General features: G+C 53.5%; 30 protein-coding genes and 1 tRNA gene. 14 read left to right on the forward strand and 17 right to left on the reverse strand.

Going from position 1 to position 18,957, the window contains the following annotated elements; translation table 11 throughout:
• Positions 1 to 8: 8 nt before the first annotated feature.
• The 3 genes from SD69_RS09025 to SD69_RS09035 all read left to right on the forward strand — a co-directional run bounded on the left by SD69_RS09025 (position 9) and on the right by SD69_RS09035 (position 2,465).
• On the forward strand, positions 9 to 854 hold the full coding sequence (locus SD69_RS09025) for a hypothetical protein (protein WP_041522958.1): 846 nt from the start codon (positions 9 to 11) through the stop codon (positions 852 to 854).
• A gap of 10 nt (positions 855 to 864) precedes the next feature.
• Complete coding sequence (locus SD69_RS09030; RefSeq protein ID WP_041522959.1) at positions 865 to 1,254, forward strand: HIT family protein; 390 nt, start codon at positions 865 to 867, stop codon at positions 1,252 to 1,254.
• Between the two features lie 1,135 nt (positions 1,255 to 2,389).
• Positions 2,390 to 2,465, forward strand: a tRNA-Ala gene (locus SD69_RS09035).
• Between the two features lie 119 nt (positions 2,466 to 2,584).
• Here the strand turns inward: SD69_RS09035 and SD69_RS09040 are convergent.
• The 17 genes from SD69_RS09040 to SD69_RS18075 all read right to left on the reverse strand — a co-directional run bounded on the left by SD69_RS09040 (position 2,585) and on the right by SD69_RS18075 (position 12,137).
• Positions 2,585 to 3,784 (reverse strand): tyrosine-type recombinase/integrase, encoded by a 1,200-nt coding sequence (locus SD69_RS09040; RefSeq protein WP_041522960.1) that lies wholly within the window; start codon positions 3,782 to 3,784, stop codon positions 2,585 to 2,587.
• Between the two features lie 28 nt (positions 3,785 to 3,812).
• Positions 3,813 to 4,031 (reverse strand): hypothetical protein, encoded by a 219-nt coding sequence (locus SD69_RS09045; RefSeq protein WP_041522961.1) that lies wholly within the window; start codon positions 4,029 to 4,031, stop codon positions 3,813 to 3,815.
• Positions 4,015 to 4,197 carry a hypothetical protein gene (locus SD69_RS18940; RefSeq protein ID WP_041522962.1) on the reverse strand — a complete coding sequence of 61 codons (183 nt, stop codon included), beginning with the start codon at positions 4,195 to 4,197 and terminating at the stop codon, positions 4,015 to 4,017. The genes SD69_RS09045 and SD69_RS18940 overlap by 17 nt, the downstream gene beginning before the upstream one ends.
• A complete protein-coding gene (locus SD69_RS09055) occupies positions 4,194 to 4,604 on the reverse strand; it encodes a hypothetical protein (RefSeq protein ID WP_041522963.1) in 411 nt (136 codons plus the stop codon). The genes SD69_RS18940 and SD69_RS09055 overlap by 4 nt, the downstream gene beginning before the upstream one ends.
• Positions 4,601 to 6,145: a DNA cytosine methyltransferase gene (locus SD69_RS09060; RefSeq protein ID WP_041522964.1), complete on the reverse strand. Its 1,545-nt coding sequence runs from the start codon at positions 6,143 to 6,145 to the stop codon at positions 4,601 to 4,603. The genes SD69_RS09055 and SD69_RS09060 overlap by 4 nt, the downstream gene beginning before the upstream one ends.
• Positions 6,142 to 6,468: a hypothetical protein gene (locus tag SD69_RS09065; protein WP_041522965.1), complete on the reverse strand. Its 327-nt coding sequence runs from the start codon at positions 6,466 to 6,468 to the stop codon at positions 6,142 to 6,144. The genes SD69_RS09060 and SD69_RS09065 overlap by 4 nt, the downstream gene beginning before the upstream one ends.
• Positions 6,461 to 6,700: a hypothetical protein gene (locus SD69_RS09070; protein ID WP_041522966.1), complete on the reverse strand. Its 240-nt coding sequence runs from the start codon at positions 6,698 to 6,700 to the stop codon at positions 6,461 to 6,463. Before SD69_RS09070 ends, SD69_RS09065 begins: the two co-directional genes overlap by 8 nt.
• Entirely contained in the window at positions 6,693 to 6,863 is a 171-nt protein-coding gene (locus SD69_RS18755; protein ID WP_157471646.1) for a hypothetical protein, read from the reverse strand. Before SD69_RS18755 ends, SD69_RS09070 begins: the two co-directional genes overlap by 8 nt.
• A gap of 78 nt (positions 6,864 to 6,941) precedes the next feature.
• Positions 6,942 to 7,766, reverse strand: coding sequence for a YfdQ family protein (locus SD69_RS09075; protein ID WP_052481020.1), 825 nt, complete (start codon positions 7,764 to 7,766; stop codon positions 6,942 to 6,944).
• Positions 7,767 to 7,805: 39 nt separating this feature from the next.
• Positions 7,806 to 8,177, reverse strand: coding sequence for a hypothetical protein (locus SD69_RS09080; protein WP_041522967.1), 372 nt, complete (start codon positions 8,175 to 8,177; stop codon positions 7,806 to 7,808).
• A gap of 23 nt (positions 8,178 to 8,200) precedes the next feature.
• Positions 8,201 to 8,416, reverse strand: coding sequence for a hypothetical protein (locus tag SD69_RS18760; RefSeq protein ID WP_157471647.1), 216 nt, complete (start codon positions 8,414 to 8,416; stop codon positions 8,201 to 8,203).
• An 8-nt stretch (positions 8,417 to 8,424) separates the two neighbouring features.
• The gene (locus SD69_RS09085) at positions 8,425 to 8,628 is read right to left on the reverse strand and encodes a hypothetical protein (RefSeq protein WP_041522968.1); all 204 of its coding nucleotides are present in this window, start codon (positions 8,626 to 8,628) and stop codon (positions 8,425 to 8,427) included.
• A complete protein-coding gene (locus SD69_RS09090) occupies positions 8,625 to 8,897 on the reverse strand; it encodes a hypothetical protein (protein WP_041522969.1) in 273 nt (90 codons plus the stop codon). The genes SD69_RS09085 and SD69_RS09090 overlap by 4 nt, the downstream gene beginning before the upstream one ends.
• Positions 8,898 to 8,984: 87 nt before the next feature.
• The gene (locus tag SD69_RS09095) at positions 8,985 to 9,329 is read right to left on the reverse strand and encodes a phage antirepressor KilAC domain-containing protein (RefSeq protein WP_041522970.1); all 345 of its coding nucleotides are present in this window, start codon (positions 9,327 to 9,329) and stop codon (positions 8,985 to 8,987) included.
• A gap of 180 nt (positions 9,330 to 9,509) precedes the next feature.
• The gene (locus SD69_RS18945; RefSeq protein ID WP_198144081.1) at positions 9,510 to 10,154 is read right to left on the reverse strand and encodes a DUF6378 domain-containing protein; all 645 of its coding nucleotides are present in this window, start codon (positions 10,152 to 10,154) and stop codon (positions 9,510 to 9,512) included.
• A 398-nt stretch (positions 10,155 to 10,552) separates the two neighbouring features.
• Positions 10,553 to 11,167, reverse strand: coding sequence for a type VI secretion system-associated protein TagO (locus SD69_RS09105; protein WP_052481021.1), 615 nt, complete (start codon positions 11,165 to 11,167; stop codon positions 10,553 to 10,555).
• A 61-nt stretch (positions 11,168 to 11,228) separates the two neighbouring features.
• The gene (locus tag SD69_RS18075; protein WP_084591529.1) at positions 11,229 to 12,137 is read right to left on the reverse strand and encodes a LexA family protein; all 909 of its coding nucleotides are present in this window, start codon (positions 12,135 to 12,137) and stop codon (positions 11,229 to 11,231) included.
• Between the two features lie 17 nt (positions 12,138 to 12,154).
• On the opposite strand from SD69_RS18075, the gene SD69_RS09115 reads away from it, so the two are divergent.
• The 11 genes from SD69_RS09115 to SD69_RS18765 all read left to right on the forward strand — a co-directional run bounded on the left by SD69_RS09115 (position 12,155) and on the right by SD69_RS18765 (position 18,956).
• Positions 12,155 to 12,394 (forward strand): YdaS family helix-turn-helix protein, encoded by a 240-nt coding sequence (locus SD69_RS09115; RefSeq protein ID WP_041522971.1) that lies wholly within the window; start codon positions 12,155 to 12,157, stop codon positions 12,392 to 12,394.
• Between the two features lie 207 nt (positions 12,395 to 12,601).
• Positions 12,602 to 13,069 carry a phage regulatory CII family protein gene (locus tag SD69_RS09120; protein WP_041522972.1) on the forward strand — a complete coding sequence of 156 codons (468 nt, stop codon included), beginning with the start codon at positions 12,602 to 12,604 and terminating at the stop codon, positions 13,067 to 13,069.
• Between the two features lie 8 nt (positions 13,070 to 13,077).
• Complete coding sequence (locus SD69_RS09125) at positions 13,078 to 13,287, forward strand: TraR/DksA C4-type zinc finger protein (protein WP_041522973.1); 210 nt, start codon at positions 13,078 to 13,080, stop codon at positions 13,285 to 13,287.
• Entirely contained in the window at positions 13,284 to 14,309 is a 1,026-nt protein-coding gene (locus SD69_RS18080) for a PriCT-2 domain-containing protein (RefSeq protein ID WP_052481023.1), read from the forward strand. Before SD69_RS09125 ends, SD69_RS18080 begins: the two co-directional genes overlap by 4 nt.
• Positions 14,310 to 14,609: 300 nt before the next feature.
• Positions 14,610 to 16,361 (forward strand): virulence-associated E family protein, encoded by a 1,752-nt coding sequence (locus SD69_RS09140; RefSeq protein ID WP_052481024.1) that lies wholly within the window; start codon positions 14,610 to 14,612, stop codon positions 16,359 to 16,361.
• 283 nt (positions 16,362 to 16,644) lie between these two features.
• A complete protein-coding gene (locus tag SD69_RS09145; protein ID WP_157471648.1) occupies positions 16,645 to 17,151 on the forward strand; it encodes a hypothetical protein in 507 nt (168 codons plus the stop codon).
• A gap of 158 nt (positions 17,152 to 17,309) precedes the next feature.
• Complete coding sequence (locus SD69_RS09150; protein WP_041522976.1) at positions 17,310 to 17,783, forward strand: hypothetical protein; 474 nt, start codon at positions 17,310 to 17,312, stop codon at positions 17,781 to 17,783.
• 3 nt (positions 17,784 to 17,786) lie between these two features.
• Positions 17,787 to 18,131, forward strand: coding sequence for a phage holin family protein (locus tag SD69_RS09155; RefSeq protein WP_041522977.1), 345 nt, complete (start codon positions 17,787 to 17,789; stop codon positions 18,129 to 18,131).
• Entirely contained in the window at positions 18,115 to 18,507 is a 393-nt protein-coding gene (locus tag SD69_RS09160) for a hypothetical protein (RefSeq protein ID WP_041522978.1), read from the forward strand. Before SD69_RS09155 ends, SD69_RS09160 begins: the two co-directional genes overlap by 17 nt.
• Positions 18,494 to 18,790 (forward strand): hypothetical protein, encoded by a 297-nt coding sequence (locus SD69_RS09165; RefSeq protein WP_041522979.1) that lies wholly within the window; start codon positions 18,494 to 18,496, stop codon positions 18,788 to 18,790. Before SD69_RS09160 ends, SD69_RS09165 begins: the two co-directional genes overlap by 14 nt.
• Entirely contained in the window at positions 18,780 to 18,956 is a 177-nt protein-coding gene (locus tag SD69_RS18765; RefSeq protein ID WP_157471649.1) for a hypothetical protein, read from the forward strand. The genes SD69_RS09165 and SD69_RS18765 overlap by 11 nt, the downstream gene beginning before the upstream one ends.
• Position 18,957 lies beyond the last annotated feature (1 nt).

Consider the following 18,957-nt stretch of genomic DNA (forward strand, 5'->3'; position numbering starts at 1 on the left):
GATAGGTTATGCAGGATAAACAAGCACATAAGCATTTATCGACCACCGCGCTGGCGCGGGCTATTGGCAAAGACAGCAAAGAGCTGTTTATTTTGCTGGCCAATAGCGGCTGGATCGTCAAAGTGGACGGCCAGTGGCACTTGACTGAAAAGGGCCGCTTTGAGGGGGGCACTTACGCCAACCACCCCAAGTATGGCGAGTACATTGTCTGGCCCGAGTCGTTGCGTCAGCACAGCGTGCTGCGCTTGTTGCCCGACGCCCCCTTGAGTGCGCGTAACTTATCGCAAAAGCTAAATTTACCGGCGCGTTTAGTGAATTTATTACTAGCTGAGCGCGGGTGGATAAAACGCCATGTGCACGGCTGGCATTTAACTGAGCGCGGTGAGGCGTTGGGCGGGCAACAGCATGTCAGTGATAGCACCGCCATCCCTTTTGTGACCTGGCCCGAGAGCCTGCTGGAAAATCCGCAACTTAAATTGGCCGCGCAGCAATTAGCGCCCTCGGCTACAACCTGCACCGACGGGCACCCGGCGGGCGACGTCGGTCGCGCACAAATCGATAATTGGCTGTATGTGGCAGGCCTGACCCACGCCGTGGATTACACCTTGGTGTTGCCCGGTAGCGCGGGCGGTATAGAGCGCTTAACCGTTGACTTCTATTTGCCCCAGCAACAAATAGCCATCGTCTATTGGGGCAAGCCAACGGGCCCTGGTGAGTTGGCCGAACACTTAGATGCCCGCGAGAAACTAAAAACCGCGCACTTTTCGATTATCGAGATTGAGCACGAGCAACTGAATAATTTAGACGAATTTTTAACGCGTGCGCTTATGCAACACAGTATCGCTGTTTATTAAAGGAGGCTTTATGACCAGTATTTTTAGCAAAATTATCGCCGGTGATATTCCCGGCCACTTTGTTTGGCAAGATGATATTGCCGTTGCCATTATGACCATCGGCCCGTTAAAACCCGGCCATGTATTGGTGATTCCGCGCCAAGAAGTCGACCACTGGTATGACCTCGACGCCGACACCATGGCGCACTTAACCGTAGTGAGCCAGAAAATCGCACGCGCCTTGCAGCAAGCGTTTCCCGCCGAGCGCGTGGCGATGATTATCGCGGGTTTAGAAGTGCCCCATACGCATTTACATCTGGTGCCGATGGATGAAATGGGGGAGTTGGATTTTGCCCGCGCGGGGCAGGGCGAGCCGGATGAGCTTGCGGCACAAGCGGAGAAGATTCGTAGTTTTTTGTAGTCGCGCAGTTAGAGCGTCATCCCGGGCAGAGCGAAGCGGCGACCCGGGGTCCAGTGGCTTTAGGTTGATTGATAAGGGCTGCCGCTAACGCGGATTTTGTTGGTATGTCCGACTTGCCGGGCGTGGCGAATGACTTTTCTTTGTTTGGCTGGTCTCAAAGAGGCACTCCAACCGACTTTAGCGGGCCGTATTATGAGGGCGCCCATGCCCTCACGATACTTGCGCAAAAGCGGCTCAGGCCGGCCTGTCTGTCTTCTTTTGTTTGCTTACTCCCTAAAGTCGTTCTGTGTTCGGCTTGCTCTCAGGGGCCCTGTGAGGGTGCCGGATTCAGGGGGCGAGTGAATCTGTGCCTCTGGAAGGTCTTGATCAGGTTCGTAGTGTACTTCTCGCCCTCTGTCGCCGGGCGGGGGCGAATTACTTCTTGTTGTGCGACAAGAAGTAATCAAGAAACGCACCCCGGTTCGCGGCCCTGCGGGTGCCCCTCACTCCAACCGATTTTAGGGGGCCGTATCGACAGGGCGTCCATGCCCTGACGATACTTGCGTGAGCGTCCTGCTCACTTACCCCCTAAAATCGCTCTGCGTTCGGCTCGCTCTCAGGGGCCCCTGGGGGTGCCATATTCGGATTTGGGGGTGATCTATGAGTGTTTGGCGGAATATTAGTCAGATTGCATAAGGGGTGAATAGTAGGGTGAGAATCTATAAATTTCTTTATCGGAAGTGTTGGCAGTTTTCCGTTTCACGCCTTTATGCGCACTTCTTTCGGGGCCTTAGCTCAGCTGGGAGAGCGCAACACTAGCAGTGTTGAGGTTAGTGGTTCACAAATTCGCCGGGAGCGAATTTGCACGGCGAATGCCGCCCGGAGGGTGGGGCACAAGGACGTGCCCCATGCATCCCGCTAGGCGGGGGTTCTATCAGTGCCTGGCGTGTTTCGACGTCCTATTTCGTGATTTATAGGTATGGGCTAAACAGCCTCAACTTGGGCTAGATAAGGCTGATCCTCGTCTGAGGTGTTTGCGTTGCTGAAAAATCAGGCAGATTGAATAAGGGGTAATCGGTATAGTAAAAAGGCTTAATTTTCTTGATTGAAGGCCTTGACAGTTTTCCGTCTCACGCCTATTATGCGCACCTCTTTCGGGGCCTTAGCTCAGCTGGGAGAGCGCAACACTGGCAGTGTTGAGGTCAGCGGTTCGATCCCGCTAGGCTCCACCAATACCGAGGGTTTGCCGGTTATCAGTTACTAACTGAACAACAACCGGACAAAAACTCTGAACAAAAAAGCCGAGGCGTAAAAACCTCGGCTTTTTTGTGTCTGTAATTTCCTGTCTGTTTTAAAACTTACCACCCAATATTTCATCGCTGATTGATATGTCTATGTCGGTGTAGTGCGTGCCGTGGCCAGCTTGGTAGCCGCGGGTAACGCGTTCGTCGGTGTGGGCCATTAGCTGTTGCACTTGCTTAATGTCGTGGCCAGATTCGTCCAGGCGGTTGCTGGCTAGGCCGCGCACTTCGTGGAATGTGGGGCGTTGGTCTTCGTCTAAGTGTTTGAACAGTCCGGTGGCGTCGCGCACTTGGGCGAATATTTTTGTGAGTCGGTCGGGCGTTACCTGAGCGAAGTGGGTTTTGGTTTTGCCTACTTTACGAATGATGGGCGTATGGCTTATCAGGTAGGGGCAGCGGTAGTTTTGCAGGCTGAGCTCGCGGGCGCGGTTGATGATTTGCTGCAGCATGGGGTGTTTGTTTAGGTCCCACTGTAGGTGGGCGGCGCCCATGGAGCGCTTTTGTGCGTCTGATTTGTTGATGGTTTTGCGCAGATAGTTATCGGTGACGTGGCGGTCTAGCCGGATATCGCAGATATCGCCACGGCGCATGGTGGTGAGTAGTGAGGCGCCCATGGCGATTTGCAGGCATTCAAAACCCATCTTGGGGGCTAGGTTATAGATTGCCCAGAACGCGTTTAGCCGCAGCCGCTGGCGTTTTACGGCGGGCTTGGCGCGCTCCATTAGCCGGGGGCGATCATCGGCGGTGGTAAAGGGGTTGTACGGCAGTGACGGCGTGAGCCCTTGCCCGGCTAAATAATTAAACAGTTTGTTAAATTCGGCGCGGCGTGCGTGTTGCTGGTGGTAGGTGAGCTGCTCCCACCACGGGCGCAGCGCGTCTAGTGTTATTTGGCCGATGGCAGTGTGGGTAAAGTCGTCGCCAAAGTTGTGCATGTGGCCGCACCGGTTGCGCCAGCTGGCTTTTTGCTCGAGCGTAGGGTCGTAGCTTTGTCGCCAATCGATAAACCGCGCTATGTGAAACGTGAGGCTCGAGCGATCGGGGATTTTGCGCTGTAGCTGTACGGCTTTGTCGCGATGTTTGTTGGCATCGGTTGCCAGGCGTATGGCCTCGGTGGTGTCGGCTTTAAAGGTGCGGTATTTGCCGTCGGGCTTGCGGTAGCGCCAGTGGCCGGCTCGTTTACGCGAGTCGGGGTAGAGGTTGTCGGGCAACGGCTTGCCGTCAAACAGCCGTTGCTTCGGTGGTCTGGCCATGGTGATTCCTGAGTGTTGAGCTTTGTGCTTACGCTAGCAGATCGAGCCCGTTTAAGGGATGGTGAGCATCGTTAGCCGACACCGCGCCCACGGCAAAGCGGTCGGCGTCAACGTACGGTACGCCGTCGATTAATCGCCCGGGTATCTCGCCAGAGTCGATCCATTTAATTATTTTAGCCGGCGTGGGGCGCGAGCCTTTTTCGAATGTCTCTTTCGCCCACAGGGTGCCTTTAACCAAGTGCCCCATGGCTGCCTCCAAGCTCAATCTTTACTCGTTTATTTTCTTCTCTAATGCACGCCCCGCACACATCATACGTGCGGCCTGCTGCACCTTCCTCGAAGTCTTTGTGCTCTGTTACATCATCGCTATAGTTTCCGCACCACTCACAGTGGCCTGAAAATGTCGGCTTCATGGGTTAACTCCTATGCACTCTATTTCAAATTCGGTGTGGCGGTAGTGTTCGGGTGCGCCGTGGCGCATTAGGGCTTTTATTTGCTCGATGGCGGTGTCGTTTATTTGGCTGATGGTCGCGTATGCCTCGAGCTCAACGGGCACGTATTGATCGGCGCCGTTGGGGTAGCTGAATACGTTGGTGATGGTGACTAGCCAGCGCAGCGGTTGTTGGTAGGTGATGAATTCGCCGTAGCCGCTCCATACGTCTTTTGCGCACAGGCGGTACACGGGGTTGCGGTGGCTGACTTTGCCATCAACTATGTCGGTTGTGTCGCGCAGCGGGTTTTTGTCGGCCCAAGTGATGATTAGGCCTTTTATGCCGGCGTGTACGCGCTTGCCGCGATTTTTTTTGCGGGTGTTTTTCATGCGGCCACCTGCGCTTGTTGCGGTTGCTGGTAGTTCGCGTTAACGATGGCCTCGGCGATGGGCGGGCATACGCTGTTGCCGCAGCGGGCTACTTGTTTGTATTTGGGTATGGCGTTGCCGTCGGCATCGATGTTGATGACGTAGTCGTCCGGAAAGCCTTGGGCGGCAAAAAGTTCGTGCGGCTCTAGCATGCGCATGCCGATGTCTACGATTTGGTATTGCTCGCCTTTTACGGTTACCAAGCCAAAGCGATGTTTGGTGGTGACGGTTTGCAGGGGTTCGTTTACGTGGTGGCCGATGTTGGTGCCGTAGTATTTGAGCAGGAAGGCGCGTACTTCGCGGATGTGTGTGCCGCTGGCGGTGATGGTCGGTACTGGCGCATCTGTTTGGCTGCCGGTGTTGGTGTCGCGCAGCTTGACCATGTGCGAGGTGACAAGGGCGTTATGGTCTACGGTGGTGATGGTGGGCGCGGGTTGCTCGAGTGATACACCCGGGCCGTTGTAGTTGCCGCCGTAGTGTTTCGCCATAAAGGCTGTCACCAAGGCGCACTTGCCGCCACCGCCTGCGGTTATGGTGGCGAGCGGATCCGCGGCGCTGTTGCAATTGCTGGCACTAAATTGACGCTCTATTACTGGCGTTACTAAACAATGCTCGGCTTTGGTGGTGATGGTCGTTAACGGCTTGTCGCTTTGGTATTGCATGCGATCAGCGCCAAAGCCTTGCTGACCGATGCGCACGATAAACGGTTTTGGGTTGTCGATAACAAAGCGTTGTATGCCTCGCGCAATGCGGCGCAGGGTGTTGTCGGCTAACGGGCGTTTGCGCTCGAATATGCTGGGGCAGGGTATGCTCCAGTCGATAATGTCGGCGGCGGTTTTCCATTTTTTAAGGCCGGATTTTTTAAAGCCAGGCGCGCTTGGGTCGCCATGGGTAGGTGTTGGCCATACGATGGGTTGGCCGTCGCAGCGGGCGATTAAAAACAGGCGTTGGCGTGTGGTGGGTGCGCCGTAATCACAGGCGCGCAGTATTTTATGCTCTACCTGGTAACCTAGTTTTTGCAGTTGGCGTTTAAAGCTGGCGAAGGTTTGGCCTTTGCGTTTTGGGCAGGGGCGGTCGTTTTTTAGTGGGCCCCAGGTGGTAAATTCCTCGACGTTTTCTAACACGATAATGCGCGGTTTAACGGTTGCTGCCCAGCGCACGGCGACCCATGCCAGGCCGCGTATTTCTTTGTTTACAGGTGTGCCGCCTTTGGCCTTAGAAAAATGCTTGCAGTCCGGGCTAAACCACGCAAGCCCAACCGGTTGACCACCGCACACGTTGCGCGGGGAAATATCCCACACGCTTTCGCAGTAGTGCTTTGTGGCTGGGTGGTTGATGGTGTGCATGGCAATCGCGTCCACGTCGTGGTTAACGGCGATATCAACTGGGCGACCTATAGCGGCCTCGATGCCCGTGCTTGCGCCACCGCCGCCGGCAAAGTTGTCGACGATAAGTTCGTCTAAGCCTAAGCGTTGCTGTGGGTTTGTGCGGTAGGCCGTCATTGTGCTTGCCCTTGCATTGGGTAGATCAGTTGAGGCTTTAACTCATACGCTGTGTACTTTTCTTGACTTTTTGGTTTTAAAAAATCCGACATCGGGCCGTTAAACAAGCTGTAGTTTTGCGGCATGGCAACAGACCAGCTTGGTTCTTCGTCTAAGAAAATATTAAAGTCGAGTACTTCGGTGCTGTCGCATTCGTCTAGCCACGCCGTTATACCTTTGCGCGCGCAGCGCTGTATAAGGTTCTGGGTGGCGATTGGGTCTGGCTGTGCGCGCCGTGGTGCTGTGGCCGCGAGCATGGCTAGGGGTAGTAGTTTTTTACGCATGATTGCCGGCCCCTGCGCTCTGACGCTCGGCGTTTCGGCGCAATTTTTCGGCCTTTCGGGCTCGCTTTTTTTCGGCTTGACGCATGGCGCGGCGCTGCTCGGCTTGCGGGCGTTCGGGCTTTGGGTTTGGTTGTAGCTCTTTGGGTGTCTGGTGTAGGTACATCGCCTGAGCGTGGCCGGAAGTACCTGCGAGGCCGGCCAACATTGCGAGTGGTAGTAGTTCTTTACGCATCGGTTTTGCACTCCTTTTCTAGCCGCGCCTTTAGTTGCTCAACTTCGCTGGCCAGACTATTGGCGAGTTGGGTTTGGCGGTCCAGCCGAAAGTGCAGCGCTTGTAGGTCGTTGCGTAGGGCGTGGTTGTCGCGCTTGGCGGCTTCTAATTTTTCGGCTGTCATGGTTGTGGTCTCTGTGGTTGTCTGGCACCCAAAAGCCCCAGTTAAGGGGCTGATGGTTGTTGCTTGTGGTGGGTGGGGTTAGAAGCTGTCGGCTTCGATTAGGTGGCCTTTGCTCATGCCGTCGCGAATGATTTTGAGTACTTCGGCGGTGGCGTCTTCGTGTACGGCGTGTGGACGAATGAGCGTGTACCAAAGAATTAGGCCGTTTTGGGTTATGCGGTAACGGAAGCGCGCCTCTACTTTGTAAGGTGCGCCGCCGTGAAAGGGGCGGAGGCTTAGGGTGAATTTATCTGGCACTGAAAACTGGCCAGTAGTGCCGGCTTGGCCGTTGATTGTTTCGCTGTAGGTGAATTGGGTTTCGCCGTTGTCGAGGCGGATGCCTGATTTAAAGTCGACACCTTTTTTTGCCTTTAATGAGCTGGCAATTTCTAGCATTTCGGCGCCGTTGGGCTCGATAATTTCTTTCAGGTTGTCTTCAATGAATAAGGCGAAGTCTTCTTGCTCCATTTTGTTGTTGTTGTTGGATAGCCACACGCTCCACTCTTTGGATTTGGGGCATGCGTACACGACTAGGTGGTGCTTGTGGGCGGGCTCGGCGGGGCTGTCGTGGTAGTCGAGCACGGCGGTAAATTTGCCGTCTTCGGTGTCGACAAATACGGTGCTGGTTTCGGTGGCAAAGCGGTTGTAGTAGTCGAGAAAGCTTTGGGCGCTTAGCACTTTTACGGTTTGTTGTAGTGATAATGGGCGCTCGCGGCGTTCTTCTGCCCAGGCGTCTAGCGCCTCAACCTTCATCCCCTCGGGTACGATAAAGATAGGGGTATCGCCCATCTTGGTTGCAATGACTTGTTTGGCGCCTGCGTCGTAGGCGGCTTGGTATTCGGGTGTTTGGTTTTGCTGGTCCATGGTGTGTCCTATTGGTTGTCAGTTAGTGGGTTGGGTGGATTACACCGAGCGCGCGGGCACGTCGGGTTGTGTTACCTCGCGCGGGGCTTGTTGCTCGCTGGATACATCGCGCAGCGGTAGCTCGCCTTGGTTGGGATCGGTGCGTTGTAGGTTGCCCTCGGGGGTGCCAAACATGAGGGTTTTGCCGCGCTCAAAGGCGGGTTTTTTGACGGTGATTTTGTCTTCTAAAAAGTACTGGCCGGTGTCGCCGGTGTCGGGTTTAATTTTAATTTGCAGGGTTATGGTGCCCATTTTCCCGGTAGCGCGACAATCTTGTACCAGCTGGTTAACGTACTCGCTGAGTTCGTCTTGGGTTTTGCCGGAGCGCAGTTGCTTGATAGTTTCTAAAAATAAATCTTGGCGGTAAGCCATGGTGTATCTCCTAAGTGTGGTGGTTATAAATCTTCATTTGCTATTGCTTGCAACTCTTCATCTGTGCGAAACGGTGGGGGCGGTGCGATTTCATGCTTTTTTTCTACAAGCCGATCAAATAAACATTGGCAATGCTCTCCAATTGATTCGAACAATCTAGCGAGGCCATATAGCAGCGCTGCGACAGGGAAAAGAAGTAATGTCAAAAATAGCCATCGACTAGTTTTTATAAATTTCATTTGCTCGCCTAGTGTTGTGTTGCGTGGTACTGACAGCACGCGTCGGGCGCGTAGCGTTTACCGGGTATAAAGCGTTTTTTTAGTAGGCCACAGCGACACAATTTGGTGGCGCTGGCGCGGTTGATGCCGAGTTTGGCTTGGGTGTGCCAGCCGTTTTGGGCGGTGGCTAGGGCGGCGCGCTCGCGTTGTGTTAGCTGTGGCTGGTTGCTCATGCGGCTTTGCCTTTGCCGGCGCTGCAGGTGTATTGGTTTAGGCGCAGTTGTAAAAAGCCGTGGGCGTACTCGAGCTTGGCGGCGCGGCTGTAGTGGCCGATGTTGTGGCACAGCTGCTGGGCGCGTTTTATGTAGCGCATGGCGGCGGGCGCCTGCTTTATGTTGCAGCGCTGCATGGCGATGGCGCGGTTAAAGGCGGCCACGGCAATGCGGGTTTGGGTTATGGCGTTGCCAATGGGTTGTTGTGTGTGGTGCGTGATTGTTCGCATAGTTCCATTGCCCCTTGTGGTGTTGGTGCTGTGCCGATGCAGTGGTGCCGGCCGTTGTTGTTGGGTGACCAGGCTAGGTAGCCGGGTTCACCGTGCGATAGCATTTTGCTGATGCGGTACCCGGTGTTGCTTTGTAGCCACCAGGTGCCCATTTGTGTCCATGTCATGTTCGCCATTAAGCACCTCGGCGATAAAAGCTAAGCCCAGCGGCGTTACGAGTGTTTTTTGCACGTTGTGTGTAACGGGGCCGGTGCGGTATTGGGTGTTGGCTATTTGGAAGTAGCCGGCGTGCACGTATTTGGTGTGCGGCAAATTTTTAGCACCCGGGCGGCTTTGCAGTATGTTTGCCTCGCGCAGTGCTCGGTAAAGTCGTACAGGGCCGGTGCCGAGTTGTTGGGCGGCTTTTTGGACGGTTATGGGTAGCTGATTCATCGGTAAAACCTCCGTAGAGAATGCCGGTTGTGAATGCGTTGCCGGGTAGTGCTTCGGTTACGGTTGCCAGGTGCTCGCGCATGGCGTTTAGCTGGCGCTGCATTTGGTCGAGCTGATCGTTTTGGTTGATGATTAAGTCTTTTTGCTCGGCGATCAGGTCGAGTAGTTCGGCGGTTGTGGTCATTCGCGGCCCCGCGAGGCTGTCTCGCCGGCCAGCGCGAAGTAGGCGGCGCCGTCTTCGTAGTCGTCTTGCACGTAGATGCCGTGGGCCGAGCGGGTCATTTTGAGTAGCGTCATGAATTGCCAGCCTTGTTCTTCCGTGAGCTGTTGCCCGTAGATGGTGTTAAAGGCGGCTACGGTTTTGGCCATTGAGCGCTCGCCACCTTGGCTGTCGCGCTGTTTGGCGCGGTTACGCATGTGGTTGGCGGCGGCTTCTAGAAACTGTGGGGCAGGGGTTTCTGTGGCGGCGGGTTGCTCGGCTTTGGTTATGTCGAGGCGACTGATGAACTCAAGGGCGGCAATGTCAGATAGGTTTCGTACTCCCTCAACTTCTGGGGCGGGGGTTTCTGTGGCGGCTGCGGGCTGCTCGATGTGTGCGTCGGGGTCAATAGCCATGTCGAGGCTTGACCAATCGGGCTGTAGGTTTGGCTCTCCCGCGCCCTCTGGGGTTTGGTGCGTTTTATTTGGGTTGGTTGCCCGACACCATTGAAGCCATTTAAGCCCGGTTGCCACATCGTGGCGGCAGAAGGTGCACCCGACAAACTCTGTGCCGTTGCGATCTAGTGGGACTTGGGTGTTTTCTGTTGAGCAGTTAACGCACTTCATGCGGCGGCACCCCCGAACGGGCCGGTGGGCTGGCTGTAGCCGAGGGGCTTAACGAGCTCTACACGGTGTTTGCGCACAACTACGGCAACGCGTTTGGTTTGGGCCTCTAGCCGTGCCACTTGTACGGGTTTAAGCGCTGTTGGGTGTATGTAGATGTGCATGGGGTTGCCCTCAAATAAAAAATAACAGATATGTCTGTATTGATAGATTACAGAAGTGTTTGTATTTTGCAACAGTTTTATCTGTATTTTTTGTTGGAGTGGGGCCGAGGTGTGATGTCGAATATTTATGTATAGGTTATCTTTAAGTTGATTTGTGCCTATATGGGTATATTTTAAGTTTAGCAAACACAAAAAAGCCCGCAGTAGGCGGGCTTTTTCACTATTACCTGTTAAGGCTCACCAGTGGCAGGCTTCTCTTAATGGCTTTATGGCCTCTTCAGTGCCAGTAATGGAGAAGGTGGCCATCACGGGGGACTCCCCGTAGGGGGTTACTTGAGCCAATAATTTATCGTTTCCAAACAGGTTTTTTATGTAGGGCAATATGTCGTTGTCGATCGCGAAAGCAGCTTTACGGTCGGTCGATATGTTCCATAGCCTGTCTTTGGCTTCCTCTTTGTCTAAACGGGTGAGTATTCTTGTAAACTTTGTGCCGAGATAAAGACCCCAGCTAAAGTAGACATCGGTGCTATCTTCCTTGCACCTAATATGGAGTGAGGGCCGCACTTTTTTGTATCCTGATTGTACGCTCTCGTCGGCCTGAACGCTCATGTAAACGTTGGTGGTGTCGTCTATTGGTGAGACTTTGGTGGTTACAGACCAATTGCCCGCGCCTGTGTTATGGGTTGTTTTTGGCTTGTCTACACCAAGGCTTTTAGCGAGGTCGTCATAACAGATTAGCCTGGTTGCGTCGGCTGAGGTCGCGGCGCATTTGGCTATTTCTTTGGTGGTTTCGGCGTATAAGAGCTGTGGAGCTGACGTTAGGATAAGCAGACAAAGTGCTTTTAGTTTCATGTTTCCTCCTGATTTTATAATTTCCCTTGGATAGCGACACACTTTATTTGGGCCGCTGTTTTTAGATGTGCACTCTGTGACTGTAAATAACCACACCGCAGACGTGCCATTCTTCTGTCATTTTGATAATCCTTTCGGGCCAGTCTGGATTTGCAGCTTTTAGGTAGTTGTCTGGCCCCTCCTGCATTAGCTGTTTGAGGGTGACGCCTTGGTCGCTGAGGCGTTTGGCCACTATGTAGCTACCGGATGTGGGCGCGCGCTCTGGGTCTACTACAACTATTTCTCCCGGCTGGAATACAGGCTGCATGCTTTCGCCTTTTACGCGCAGGGCAAAACTGCTCTCTGAAGAGGGCATGTGCCGGGGGATCCATTCTTCGGCATCGCCAGGAGCAAAGTTGTCTACGGCCTCGCAGAAGTTGCCAGCTTGTATGTCCGATATCAGCGGTACTTTATTGTATGGGCGTGTGGGGCTTTCAGCTAGGTTGCTGTGCGTTTTCGTTTGGTGCCTCTCTTCCTGCTCAATTTCGAGAATTAATTCATTTACAAGCTCTTCGTCATAGTCGAAATCGGGGCTTTGAGGGCGCGCCTTTTTGCTGGGGATGGTGTGTTTTTCCATTTGGCCGGTGCCAGATGCCAGCCAGTCGGGGCTGATATCTAGGTATTTAGCGATCTTTACCGTGTGGCTGGAGCCTTTGCCCTTCGTGCGCAAATGCTGAACTGTTTGCTGCGAAATACCAACAGCTTTGGCGAGCTCTGTTTGCTTAACGTTTTTTCGATCCATTGCGGAGCGTAAACGCTCGCTGTAGGTGGTTGCCATTGATGGTTGACACTCAAGTCTAAGTTTGGAAAGGGGGCGCACTCTAAATAACCCTATATGGGTTTTAGGGTACAAATTTTTTTGTTTTCCGGCAAACAGATATATCTGTTGACTTAATACAGATATGTTTGTATTTTGAGTKCCTGAGAACATTATTGAGGTGACCTCGTGTGAGCATTCGATCAATTACTAAACAAGTCGTGGAGCTGCTTGGTGGACAGGTGGCCGTTGCCGAGATAACAGGCGTTAAGCAGCAAACCGTTGGCTATTGGGTAAATAAGTCGGGAAAGATTCCGGCTGAATATGTGCGGCCGATAGAGGCTGAGCTTAGAAAGCGGGGTGCAACCATTACCCGTTATGAGATTCGGCCTGATGTGTATGGCCCGCGATCTGAGGTTGATGCCGCATAAAACCACCGCCCTTGGCAATCCAATGCGGTGTCCCTGACATCCCATCCTGGGGGCGTCGGTAAGGGCGGTGGCACTGGTAAAGGTAGCTGCCGGTTTTGGGTTTGTCTGTGCGAGATATTCCATACGTTTTGTAGTCCATCGCTTACAAGCCGCCATTATGGTGGTTGCGGCGGGGGATGAATACGGTGCTTATTTAGGAGTGACACCATGAACAATGAAAATAACGACAGCTGTTTGAGTTTGGAGATTGCCTGTTACCAGGCGGTTAGATCCTTCCCCGGTGGCGTGCCGGCGGTAGCCGGTGCCTTTGGCTGGAACCCGCGCACGCTGCAAAACAAGTTAAACCCGACGCAGGACACGCACAAATTAACCGCGGTAGAGGTTGAGGGCATTTTACAGCTTACCCGGGATGGCCGTGTGCTGGATGCGCTGTGTGCGCAGTACGGCGCGATTTGGGTGGATATTGGCCGGGTTAAAAATTCGCCCAGCGATATGGCGATGTTGGACAACATTACCGAGACGGTCACCCGGGTAGGCGAGTTAAGCCGCAAGGTGCAAGAAAGCTTGGCCGATGGGGTGGTGGATGCGGAAGAAATGGCACAGCTAGAACGTGCGGTAATGCGTATGTGCCAGGGCGGCTTTATGGTGCTTGAGCGCGCCAAACAGTTTATGTGAGGTGCGTTATGGATATTGCGGATAGAGCACAAATAGAACAAGACCGCGCGATGGCGCGATTTGAGCAGGCGAGGGCGGCGGCGCCGGTACCGGTAAGCGCGGTGGATTGCGAGAGCTGTGGCTATGAGATACCCGAGGCGCGACGCGCGGGTGTGCCAGGTGTGCAAACCTGCATTGAGTGCCAAACGCTGATAGAGCGCGGGGTGCTGTGGTTATGAGCCAGTATGAGCAGTGCAGTTTAAGCGATGTAGTTAATGCGTTGCAGTTTATTGACGCGGATTGCTCGCGTGACGATTGGGTGCAGGTGGGTATGGCGATTAAAAGCGAGTTTGCCGATGCTTTTGATGTGTTTGATGCTTGGAGCCAAAACGCCGACAGCTATAAACCCCGCGACTGTTTAGCGACGTGGAAAAGCATTAAGGCCAGCGGCGGTGTAGGTATTGGCACGCTGTTTAAGCAGGCTATGGGCCGTGGCTTTGAGTTTGATAAGCGCGAGCTGACCGATGCCGAGAAACGCGAGTTTGCTATTGAGCGTGAGGCCCGCGCCAAAAAGCGTGCTGAGGTGGAAGCCCGCGAGCAAGCCGAGACGGCCGCATGGCATAAGCGCATTGCCGAGGCGGCGCAGTACATTTGGCTGGGCTTGGTACCCGAGGGTGAGAGCGAATACCTGGCTAAAAAACAAGTGGGTGCGTACGGCGTGCGCTTTGTGCAAAAAGGGTTGGTGATTGTGTTTGGCGAAACGCCAGAGCAATTGCGGCTGATACACGGCCGCGCTGAGATTAACGCGTTTTTTAAAAACCGCAGTAAGGATGACTCGTTACGGTACTTGAAAAAAGGCCAGCTGGTGGTGCCGTTGTTTGACGAAGGTGGCGAGCTGGTTAACCTGCAAATTATTTATAAAACGGGCGATAAAGCGTTTTTAAAGCACGGCCGTAAAAGCGGTTGTTATCATCTGGTAGGCGAAATTACCGAGCAAACCGCTGTGCTGGCCTTTGCTGAGGGTTACGCCACGGCGGCAAGCATTCACGAGGCTACCGGCTGGCCTGTGGTGGTAACGTTTGATTGCGGTAATATCCCGCCTGTGGTGCGAATGTTCCGGTCGCGCTACCCCTCCCTAAAGTTTTTAATCGCGGCTGACGACGACAGCCAAACCAAAAATGCCGGTATTACCAAAGCGCGTGAGGCTGCGAATGAGTGCGGCGCGGCGGTGGTGTTGCCTGTGTTTAGTGAGGTGGCGTGATGACTGAGAATGTTCGAAGACCAATATGGGTCGTTCGTTTGGACAATTTAAATAAGCGTAGCCCGAAAAAAGACAAGGTAATCGTTAGGGCGGAGACTAGAGCAGAGGCCATAGCCACCGCACGCGCGAATAGTATTGTCTTTAGAAGCTCGCGATCGCATGCCACAGCGTACATCGCGGATCCTGTTATGGATCTTGGTATGACAAAGACGCCGCCAGCTGCACTCAGGAAATTTAAGCTGATGGGATATGTATAACGGGTCGTAGTTACTGCTACGGGCTATTACGAATAGGTTTTGTATGGCTGGAAGTAAAACCGATTTTAACGACTTGCACATAGAGGCGGGTTTGCAGGCGGTAAAAGATCAGCTGTTGGCGGCGTTGGAGGGGCACGAGAAAATGCCGGCCCCTGTGGATGATAACGAGCCGCCACCGTGGGATGAAATACCGCCGGATGCTTACGAAGGCGAAGCCGAAAACTCGCCTAATCACTCGCCGACGGTGCGCAAGCCGTTGTTGGGGGATAAGACCGTTTTGGAAGCCAGTGAGGTTGCAGGCCGTATGGATTTAGCCGCTGTGTTAGAGCGGTTTTTTTATTTGGCGCCCTCGGGTGAGGTATGGGATGCAACGCTTGAACGCCGTATGAAAAAGACGGCGTTTAAAGACTTTGTAACGGCAGCTGTGGCTAAAGAATGGCTAGAGCACGATGCCCGGCAAGGTATGACTGATGACGATGTGAATGCGTTTGTTAGGGCGAAGTTTGCACAAGAGCGAGCCACGCGCCCGCCTAGCTGGACGGATAATTTTCAGCGTAACGACAATAACGATATTAGGGCGGACATTGCCAACGCTAAGCTGGTGCTGGACAACGATACCCGCTTTTCGGGTGTGTTGGGCTACTGTGATTTTAGTTACCGCATTATGAAGCGTAAGCGCCCACCGTTTGCGCACAGTGAGCCGGGCGAATGGACGGACACCGACACCGACCGCCTGCGCATTTGGTTAAGTGAAAATTACGGTTTTACCCCAAAAAACGCTGACGCGCTGGGTGCGGTTGTAGTGGCTGCTGAGGGACGCCGGTTTCACCCGGTGCGTGAGTACTTGGAGGGGCTTAAGTGGGATGGTGTGTCGCGTGTGGATACGTGGCTGCACGATTACTTGGGAGCGCAGAGCTTAGAGGATAAGTCGAACCCATCGGGTGCTATTGAGGGCCACATTACTTACCACAGTTTGGTAAGCCGGTTTTGGATGGTTGGCGCGGTAGCGCGTGTGATGCGCCCGCCGGTGAAGGTTGATAACGTTTTAATTTTTGAGGGTTTGCAGGGGCTGGGTAAATCAACGGCGCTGAGTATTTTGGGTGGGGAGTGGTTTACGGATACGCCTTTGGAGATTGGCGCTAAGGATGGGTTTCAGCAAATGCAGGGGGTTTGGATTATTGAGCTTGCCGAGCTTGATAGTTTGAACAAAGCAGAGAGTACCCGTGCGAAGCAATTTTTCGGGTCATCGGTTGATAAGTACCGGCCCAGTTACGGGCGTATGGTGCAAACGTTTGCACGGCAGTGTGTGTTTGCCGGCTCGACTAACCAAGATGCTTACCTTAAAGACGCAACGGGCAACCGGCGGTATTGGCCGGTTAAGTGCTCGAGGGTAGATAAAGAGGCGTTGCAGCGTGATAGGGATCAGTTGTGGGCTGAGGCCTTCCATTTATTTAAAGAGGGTGCTACCTGGTACCCATTGGAGGAGCACAAGCGATTTTTTGAGCCGCAACAGGATGCGCGGTTTGATGAGGATGTATGGCAAGACAAGATTGAGGGGTATTTGTATGGCTTGGCAAAAGGCCGGGTGACGATGTACGAGATTATGGAGGAGGGGTTAGGTTTGGCCGCTGCACAAATGAAGCCGCCTGAGCAAAAGCGGATTGGGCAAATTATGGCGCGGCTTAGGTGGCATAAGGTGCGGGCGCGTGCGCCGGGTGGTAAGCGTGAATCGGCTTATGAGGCGCCTAGTGATTGGAGTATTGCGCCGGTTGCGGGTGTGTCCGATAGTTTTTAGTGGTCAGGGTACGCGAGTGTGACCACTAGTGTGACCAGCTAGGGCCCGCGTGTGGCGTGGGGTGGTCAGGGTGGTCAGGGTGGTCAGGGTGTTTTTCACTATACACGCGCGCGTGTTTTTACTTTTACGTTACGTATTATTTTTTTAACTGCCTAGTGTGTGCGTAATTTAACTATGACCACCCTGACCACCATGACCAGAGTAGTAATAGCAAGGGCTGTAGCCGGTCACCCTAATTTTGGCAAGGGTGACCACCATGACCAGAGTAAATAACGGGGGATTTATGATTGATCGAATACACGAGCGCTTGTGTGAGTGGGCAGACCAGACAATGGGCGGCTTTGGTGGCGGTTTTGGTTCGCCTATGGGCGCGATGATTGATAACCGCACGGCAGAGTACTCGCGAGGCAAGCGTAAGCGTGTGGCGCAGCATGTGCCGGTGCGTATTGTGGATGCGAGTGGCGAGCATACCGTGCACCGGTTGCGCTTTGCGGCGGCAACAGAGACGGCGACAGGGGTGCAAACGCGTGTGGCGCGTGAGCGGACGGTGGCGGTGAATGATAGCGCGATGGATACGGCCGATGCGGTTGCGACGTTGCCGGATGATTTGCGCGAGTGTGTGCATGTTTTTTATTTTGATGGTGACCTGGCGGCGCGAGTGCGTGCTAAAAAATTAAAAGTGTCGGTAGCTACGATGTATCGGCGTCGTGATGCGGCGCATGTGATTTTGGATGCACGTTTGTATGGCGCTGATTTGCCAAGGGTTTCCAATAGTTATCCACAGGATTAACGTCAACGGTGTTAGCGTTGGTTTGTCACCGTGAGAATAAGGGCGTATAAATACGGCATGCTCACGGTAGTTGTGTGAAGCCGCTTTATCTTAATGTCCTTACTCCTAAGTACTCATTGCCGCTCTATTCAGAGCGGCTTTTTTTTTGGATTGAATAAATGGTTTTTTACGGCTTGGCTCGACCACAGCATGTGCGTGACTACGCGCGTAATGTGTGCGACGTGCTGGGCCGTGGCGTTAACAACAACGCTATGCAAATGCTGATAGAGACAGCAGCGCAGGAAACGCAATGTGGTCAGTATCGTGACCCTTCACCGGATGGTGCTGGGCGCGGGCTTTGCCAGATAGATTTAATTGCGTTCAACGATGTTAAAGACCGCACCCGTGAGCACAATGTGGGTATGGTGTTTGAGGCGTTTAATATTGATGTCCGCGCGTTAGACCATCGCGAGCTAGACCATAGCCCGCTGGCTAGCATGGTGATGTGCCGTTTGTTTTATATTTTGATTCCTGACCTTTTCCCCATCACGGTTGAAGGCCGCGCGGCTTACTGGAAAAGACACTACAACACGCGCCTTGGTGCTGGCACTGAGGCTGAATACATTGAAAACGCTAAGCGATTTGGAGCGTAGCTAGTGCCTTACAAAGACCCTAATAATTTCAATGCGTTAACGGTTGCGCTCATGCTGGTGCTTGCGGCTTGGGGCGGCACGGTTAACTACCTGACTCGAATTAAGCGGGGAACGGTGCATATGTTTTCGTTTATTGAGCTACTGGGCGAGATGTGTATTAGCTGCTTTAGTGGTGTGTTGGTTTATTTGATTGGCGCCAGCTATAACGTGCCACCGCTGCTGTTGGCAGCTATGGTGGGTGTGGCTGGCCATGCTGGTGGGCGCACGGCGTTTTACCTTGAGACGGTGTTTAACTCTAAGTTAGACACGTTAACCAAGACGATACAGAAGAATGAGCCAAAAAATTAAGGCGCTAATGTCGGGTAATTTAGTTTACCTGGTGGGCGGTGTCGTGTTGGCGGCTTTGGTGTCGCTGTTAACGGCAGTCGCTATCTATAAGCATCAAGCCGATACGTTAGCTAATGAGTTGCAAGCGGTTAAGTTAAGCAAGGCGATTGTGTCGGMTAACGAGCAATCGTGTAGCGCGCAGGTTGTACAGCTTAACGCTGATATAGAGCAGTACGGCGTGGATGTTGCCGAGCTTAAGAGGCGCCGTGCTGATGCTTTGGCCAGTGCGGCAATTATGGCGGCTGATTATGATAAGCGCATTGAAGAAATTAAAGCAGACCATGCTCACACATGTGAGCAGGTAAGGGTTAAGTTGATTAAGCATGCGCAACGTTAATATTGTTCTGGCCCTATGTGTTGCTGGCTTTAGCCCGGCGCTGGCCGGCTGCCATGGCACCACCCCTGTTGTTGAATACCGCGAGCGTGTAGTTCCTGTGCGTGTTGAGTGCGTCGATGTCGATGCGTTGCCTGTTGCGCCTGTGTATGCGACGGCATCGGTAAGTGAGCAAGACACAATAGCCGAAGTGGCCGACGCTTACCTGATTGAGCGTAACCAATTGCGCAGCCATATGGCTGAGCTAAACGCAGTTATTGAAGGTTGCTTACCATATGGCGACTGATAACAAAGATTTGATCGCCGCTATCGACAAGTTTACCGCGCAAGTGGCTGAACTAACCGAGGTGTTTGTGGTTGCCCATGTCGAGCTAATGCAGGCTATTGGTGGTGATGAACCGCAAGAGCAGGCCGGCAGCCTAGATGCTGACGATGAAGGCGAAGCGCTTTAAC

Source organism: Gilvimarinus agarilyticus, assembly GCF_000832015.1.
GTDB lineage: Bacteria > Pseudomonadota > Gammaproteobacteria > Pseudomonadales > Cellvibrionaceae > Gilvimarinus > Gilvimarinus agarilyticus.

What these genes read in the sequence shown, in the direction of transcription:
- SD69_RS09085 (WP_041522968.1), bottom strand. Translation starts at nt 8,628, where the DNA reads ATGAGCAACCAGCCACAGCTAACACAACGCGAGCGCGCCGCCCTAGCC.
- SD69_RS09070 (WP_041522966.1), bottom strand. Translation starts at nt 6,700, where the DNA reads ATGCGTAAAGAACTACTACCACTCGCAATGTTGGCCGGCCTCGCAGGT.
- SD69_RS18080 (WP_052481023.1), top strand. Translation starts at nt 13,284, where the DNA reads ATGAGCCAGTATGAGCAGTGCAGTTTAAGCGATGTAGTTAATGCGTTG.
- SD69_RS09165 (WP_041522979.1), top strand. Translation starts at nt 18,494, where the DNA reads ATGCGCAACGTTAATATTGTTCTGGCCCTATGTGTTGCTGGCTTTAGC.
- SD69_RS09045 (WP_041522961.1), bottom strand. Translation starts at nt 4,031, where the DNA reads ATGGGGCACTTGGTTAAAGGCACCCTGTGGGCGAAAGAGACATTCGAA.
- SD69_RS09105 (WP_052481021.1), bottom strand. Translation starts at nt 11,167, where the DNA reads ATGAAACTAAAAGCACTTTGTCTGCTTATCCTAACGTCAGCTCCACAG.
- SD69_RS09060 (WP_041522964.1), bottom strand. Translation starts at nt 6,145, where the DNA reads ATGACGGCCTACCGCACAAACCCACAGCAACGCTTAGGCTTAGACGAA.
- SD69_RS09065 (WP_041522965.1), bottom strand. Translation starts at nt 6,468, where the DNA reads ATGCGTAAAAAACTACTACCCCTAGCCATGCTCGCGGCCACAGCACCA.
- SD69_RS09140 (WP_052481024.1), top strand. Translation starts at nt 14,610, where the DNA reads ATGGCTGGAAGTAAAACCGATTTTAACGACTTGCACATAGAGGCGGGT.
- SD69_RS09075 (WP_052481020.1), bottom strand. Translation starts at nt 7,766, where the DNA reads ATGGACCAGCAAAACCAAACACCCGAATACCAAGCCGCCTACGACGCA.
- SD69_RS09095 (WP_041522970.1), bottom strand. Translation starts at nt 9,329, where the DNA reads ATGAATCAGCTACCCATAACCGTCCAAAAAGCCGCCCAACAACTCGGC.
- SD69_RS18945 (WP_198144081.1), bottom strand. Translation starts at nt 10,154, where the DNA reads ATGAAGTGCGTTAACTGCTCAACAGAAAACACCCAAGTCCCACTAGAT.
- SD69_RS18765 (WP_157471649.1), top strand. Translation starts at nt 18,780, where the DNA reads ATGGCGACTGATAACAAAGATTTGATCGCCGCTATCGACAAGTTTACC.
- SD69_RS09030 (WP_041522959.1), top strand. Translation starts at nt 865, where the DNA reads ATGACCAGTATTTTTAGCAAAATTATCGCCGGTGATATTCCCGGCCAC.
- SD69_RS09040 (WP_041522960.1), bottom strand. Translation starts at nt 3,784, where the DNA reads ATGGCCAGACCACCGAAGCAACGGCTGTTTGACGGCAAGCCGTTGCCC.
- SD69_RS09055 (WP_041522963.1), bottom strand. Translation starts at nt 4,604, where the DNA reads ATGAAAAACACCCGCAAAAAAAATCGCGGCAAGCGCGTACACGCCGGC.
- SD69_RS09150 (WP_041522976.1), top strand. Translation starts at nt 17,310, where the DNA reads ATGGTTTTTTACGGCTTGGCTCGACCACAGCATGTGCGTGACTACGCG.
- SD69_RS09120 (WP_041522972.1), top strand. Translation starts at nt 12,602, where the DNA reads ATGAACAATGAAAATAACGACAGCTGTTTGAGTTTGGAGATTGCCTGT.
- SD69_RS18760 (WP_157471647.1), bottom strand. Translation starts at nt 8,416, where the DNA reads ATGAAATTTATAAAAACTAGTCGATGGCTATTTTTGACATTACTTCTT.
- SD69_RS18940 (WP_041522962.1), bottom strand. Translation starts at nt 4,197, where the DNA reads ATGAAGCCGACATTTTCAGGCCACTGTGAGTGGTGCGGAAACTATAGC.
- SD69_RS09080 (WP_041522967.1), bottom strand. Translation starts at nt 8,177, where the DNA reads ATGGCTTACCGCCAAGATTTATTTTTAGAAACTATCAAGCAACTGCGC.
- SD69_RS18755 (WP_157471646.1), bottom strand. Translation starts at nt 6,863, where the DNA reads ATGACAGCCGAAAAATTAGAAGCCGCCAAGCGCGACAACCACGCCCTA.
- SD69_RS09025 (WP_041522958.1), top strand. Translation starts at nt 9, where the DNA reads ATGCAGGATAAACAAGCACATAAGCATTTATCGACCACCGCGCTGGCG.
- SD69_RS09125 (WP_041522973.1), top strand. Translation starts at nt 13,078, where the DNA reads ATGGATATTGCGGATAGAGCACAAATAGAACAAGACCGCGCGATGGCG.
- SD69_RS09145 (WP_157471648.1), top strand. Translation starts at nt 16,645, where the DNA reads ATGATTGATCGAATACACGAGCGCTTGTGTGAGTGGGCAGACCAGACA.
- SD69_RS09090 (WP_041522969.1), bottom strand. Translation starts at nt 8,897, where the DNA reads ATGCGAACAATCACGCACCACACACAACAACCCATTGGCAACGCCATA.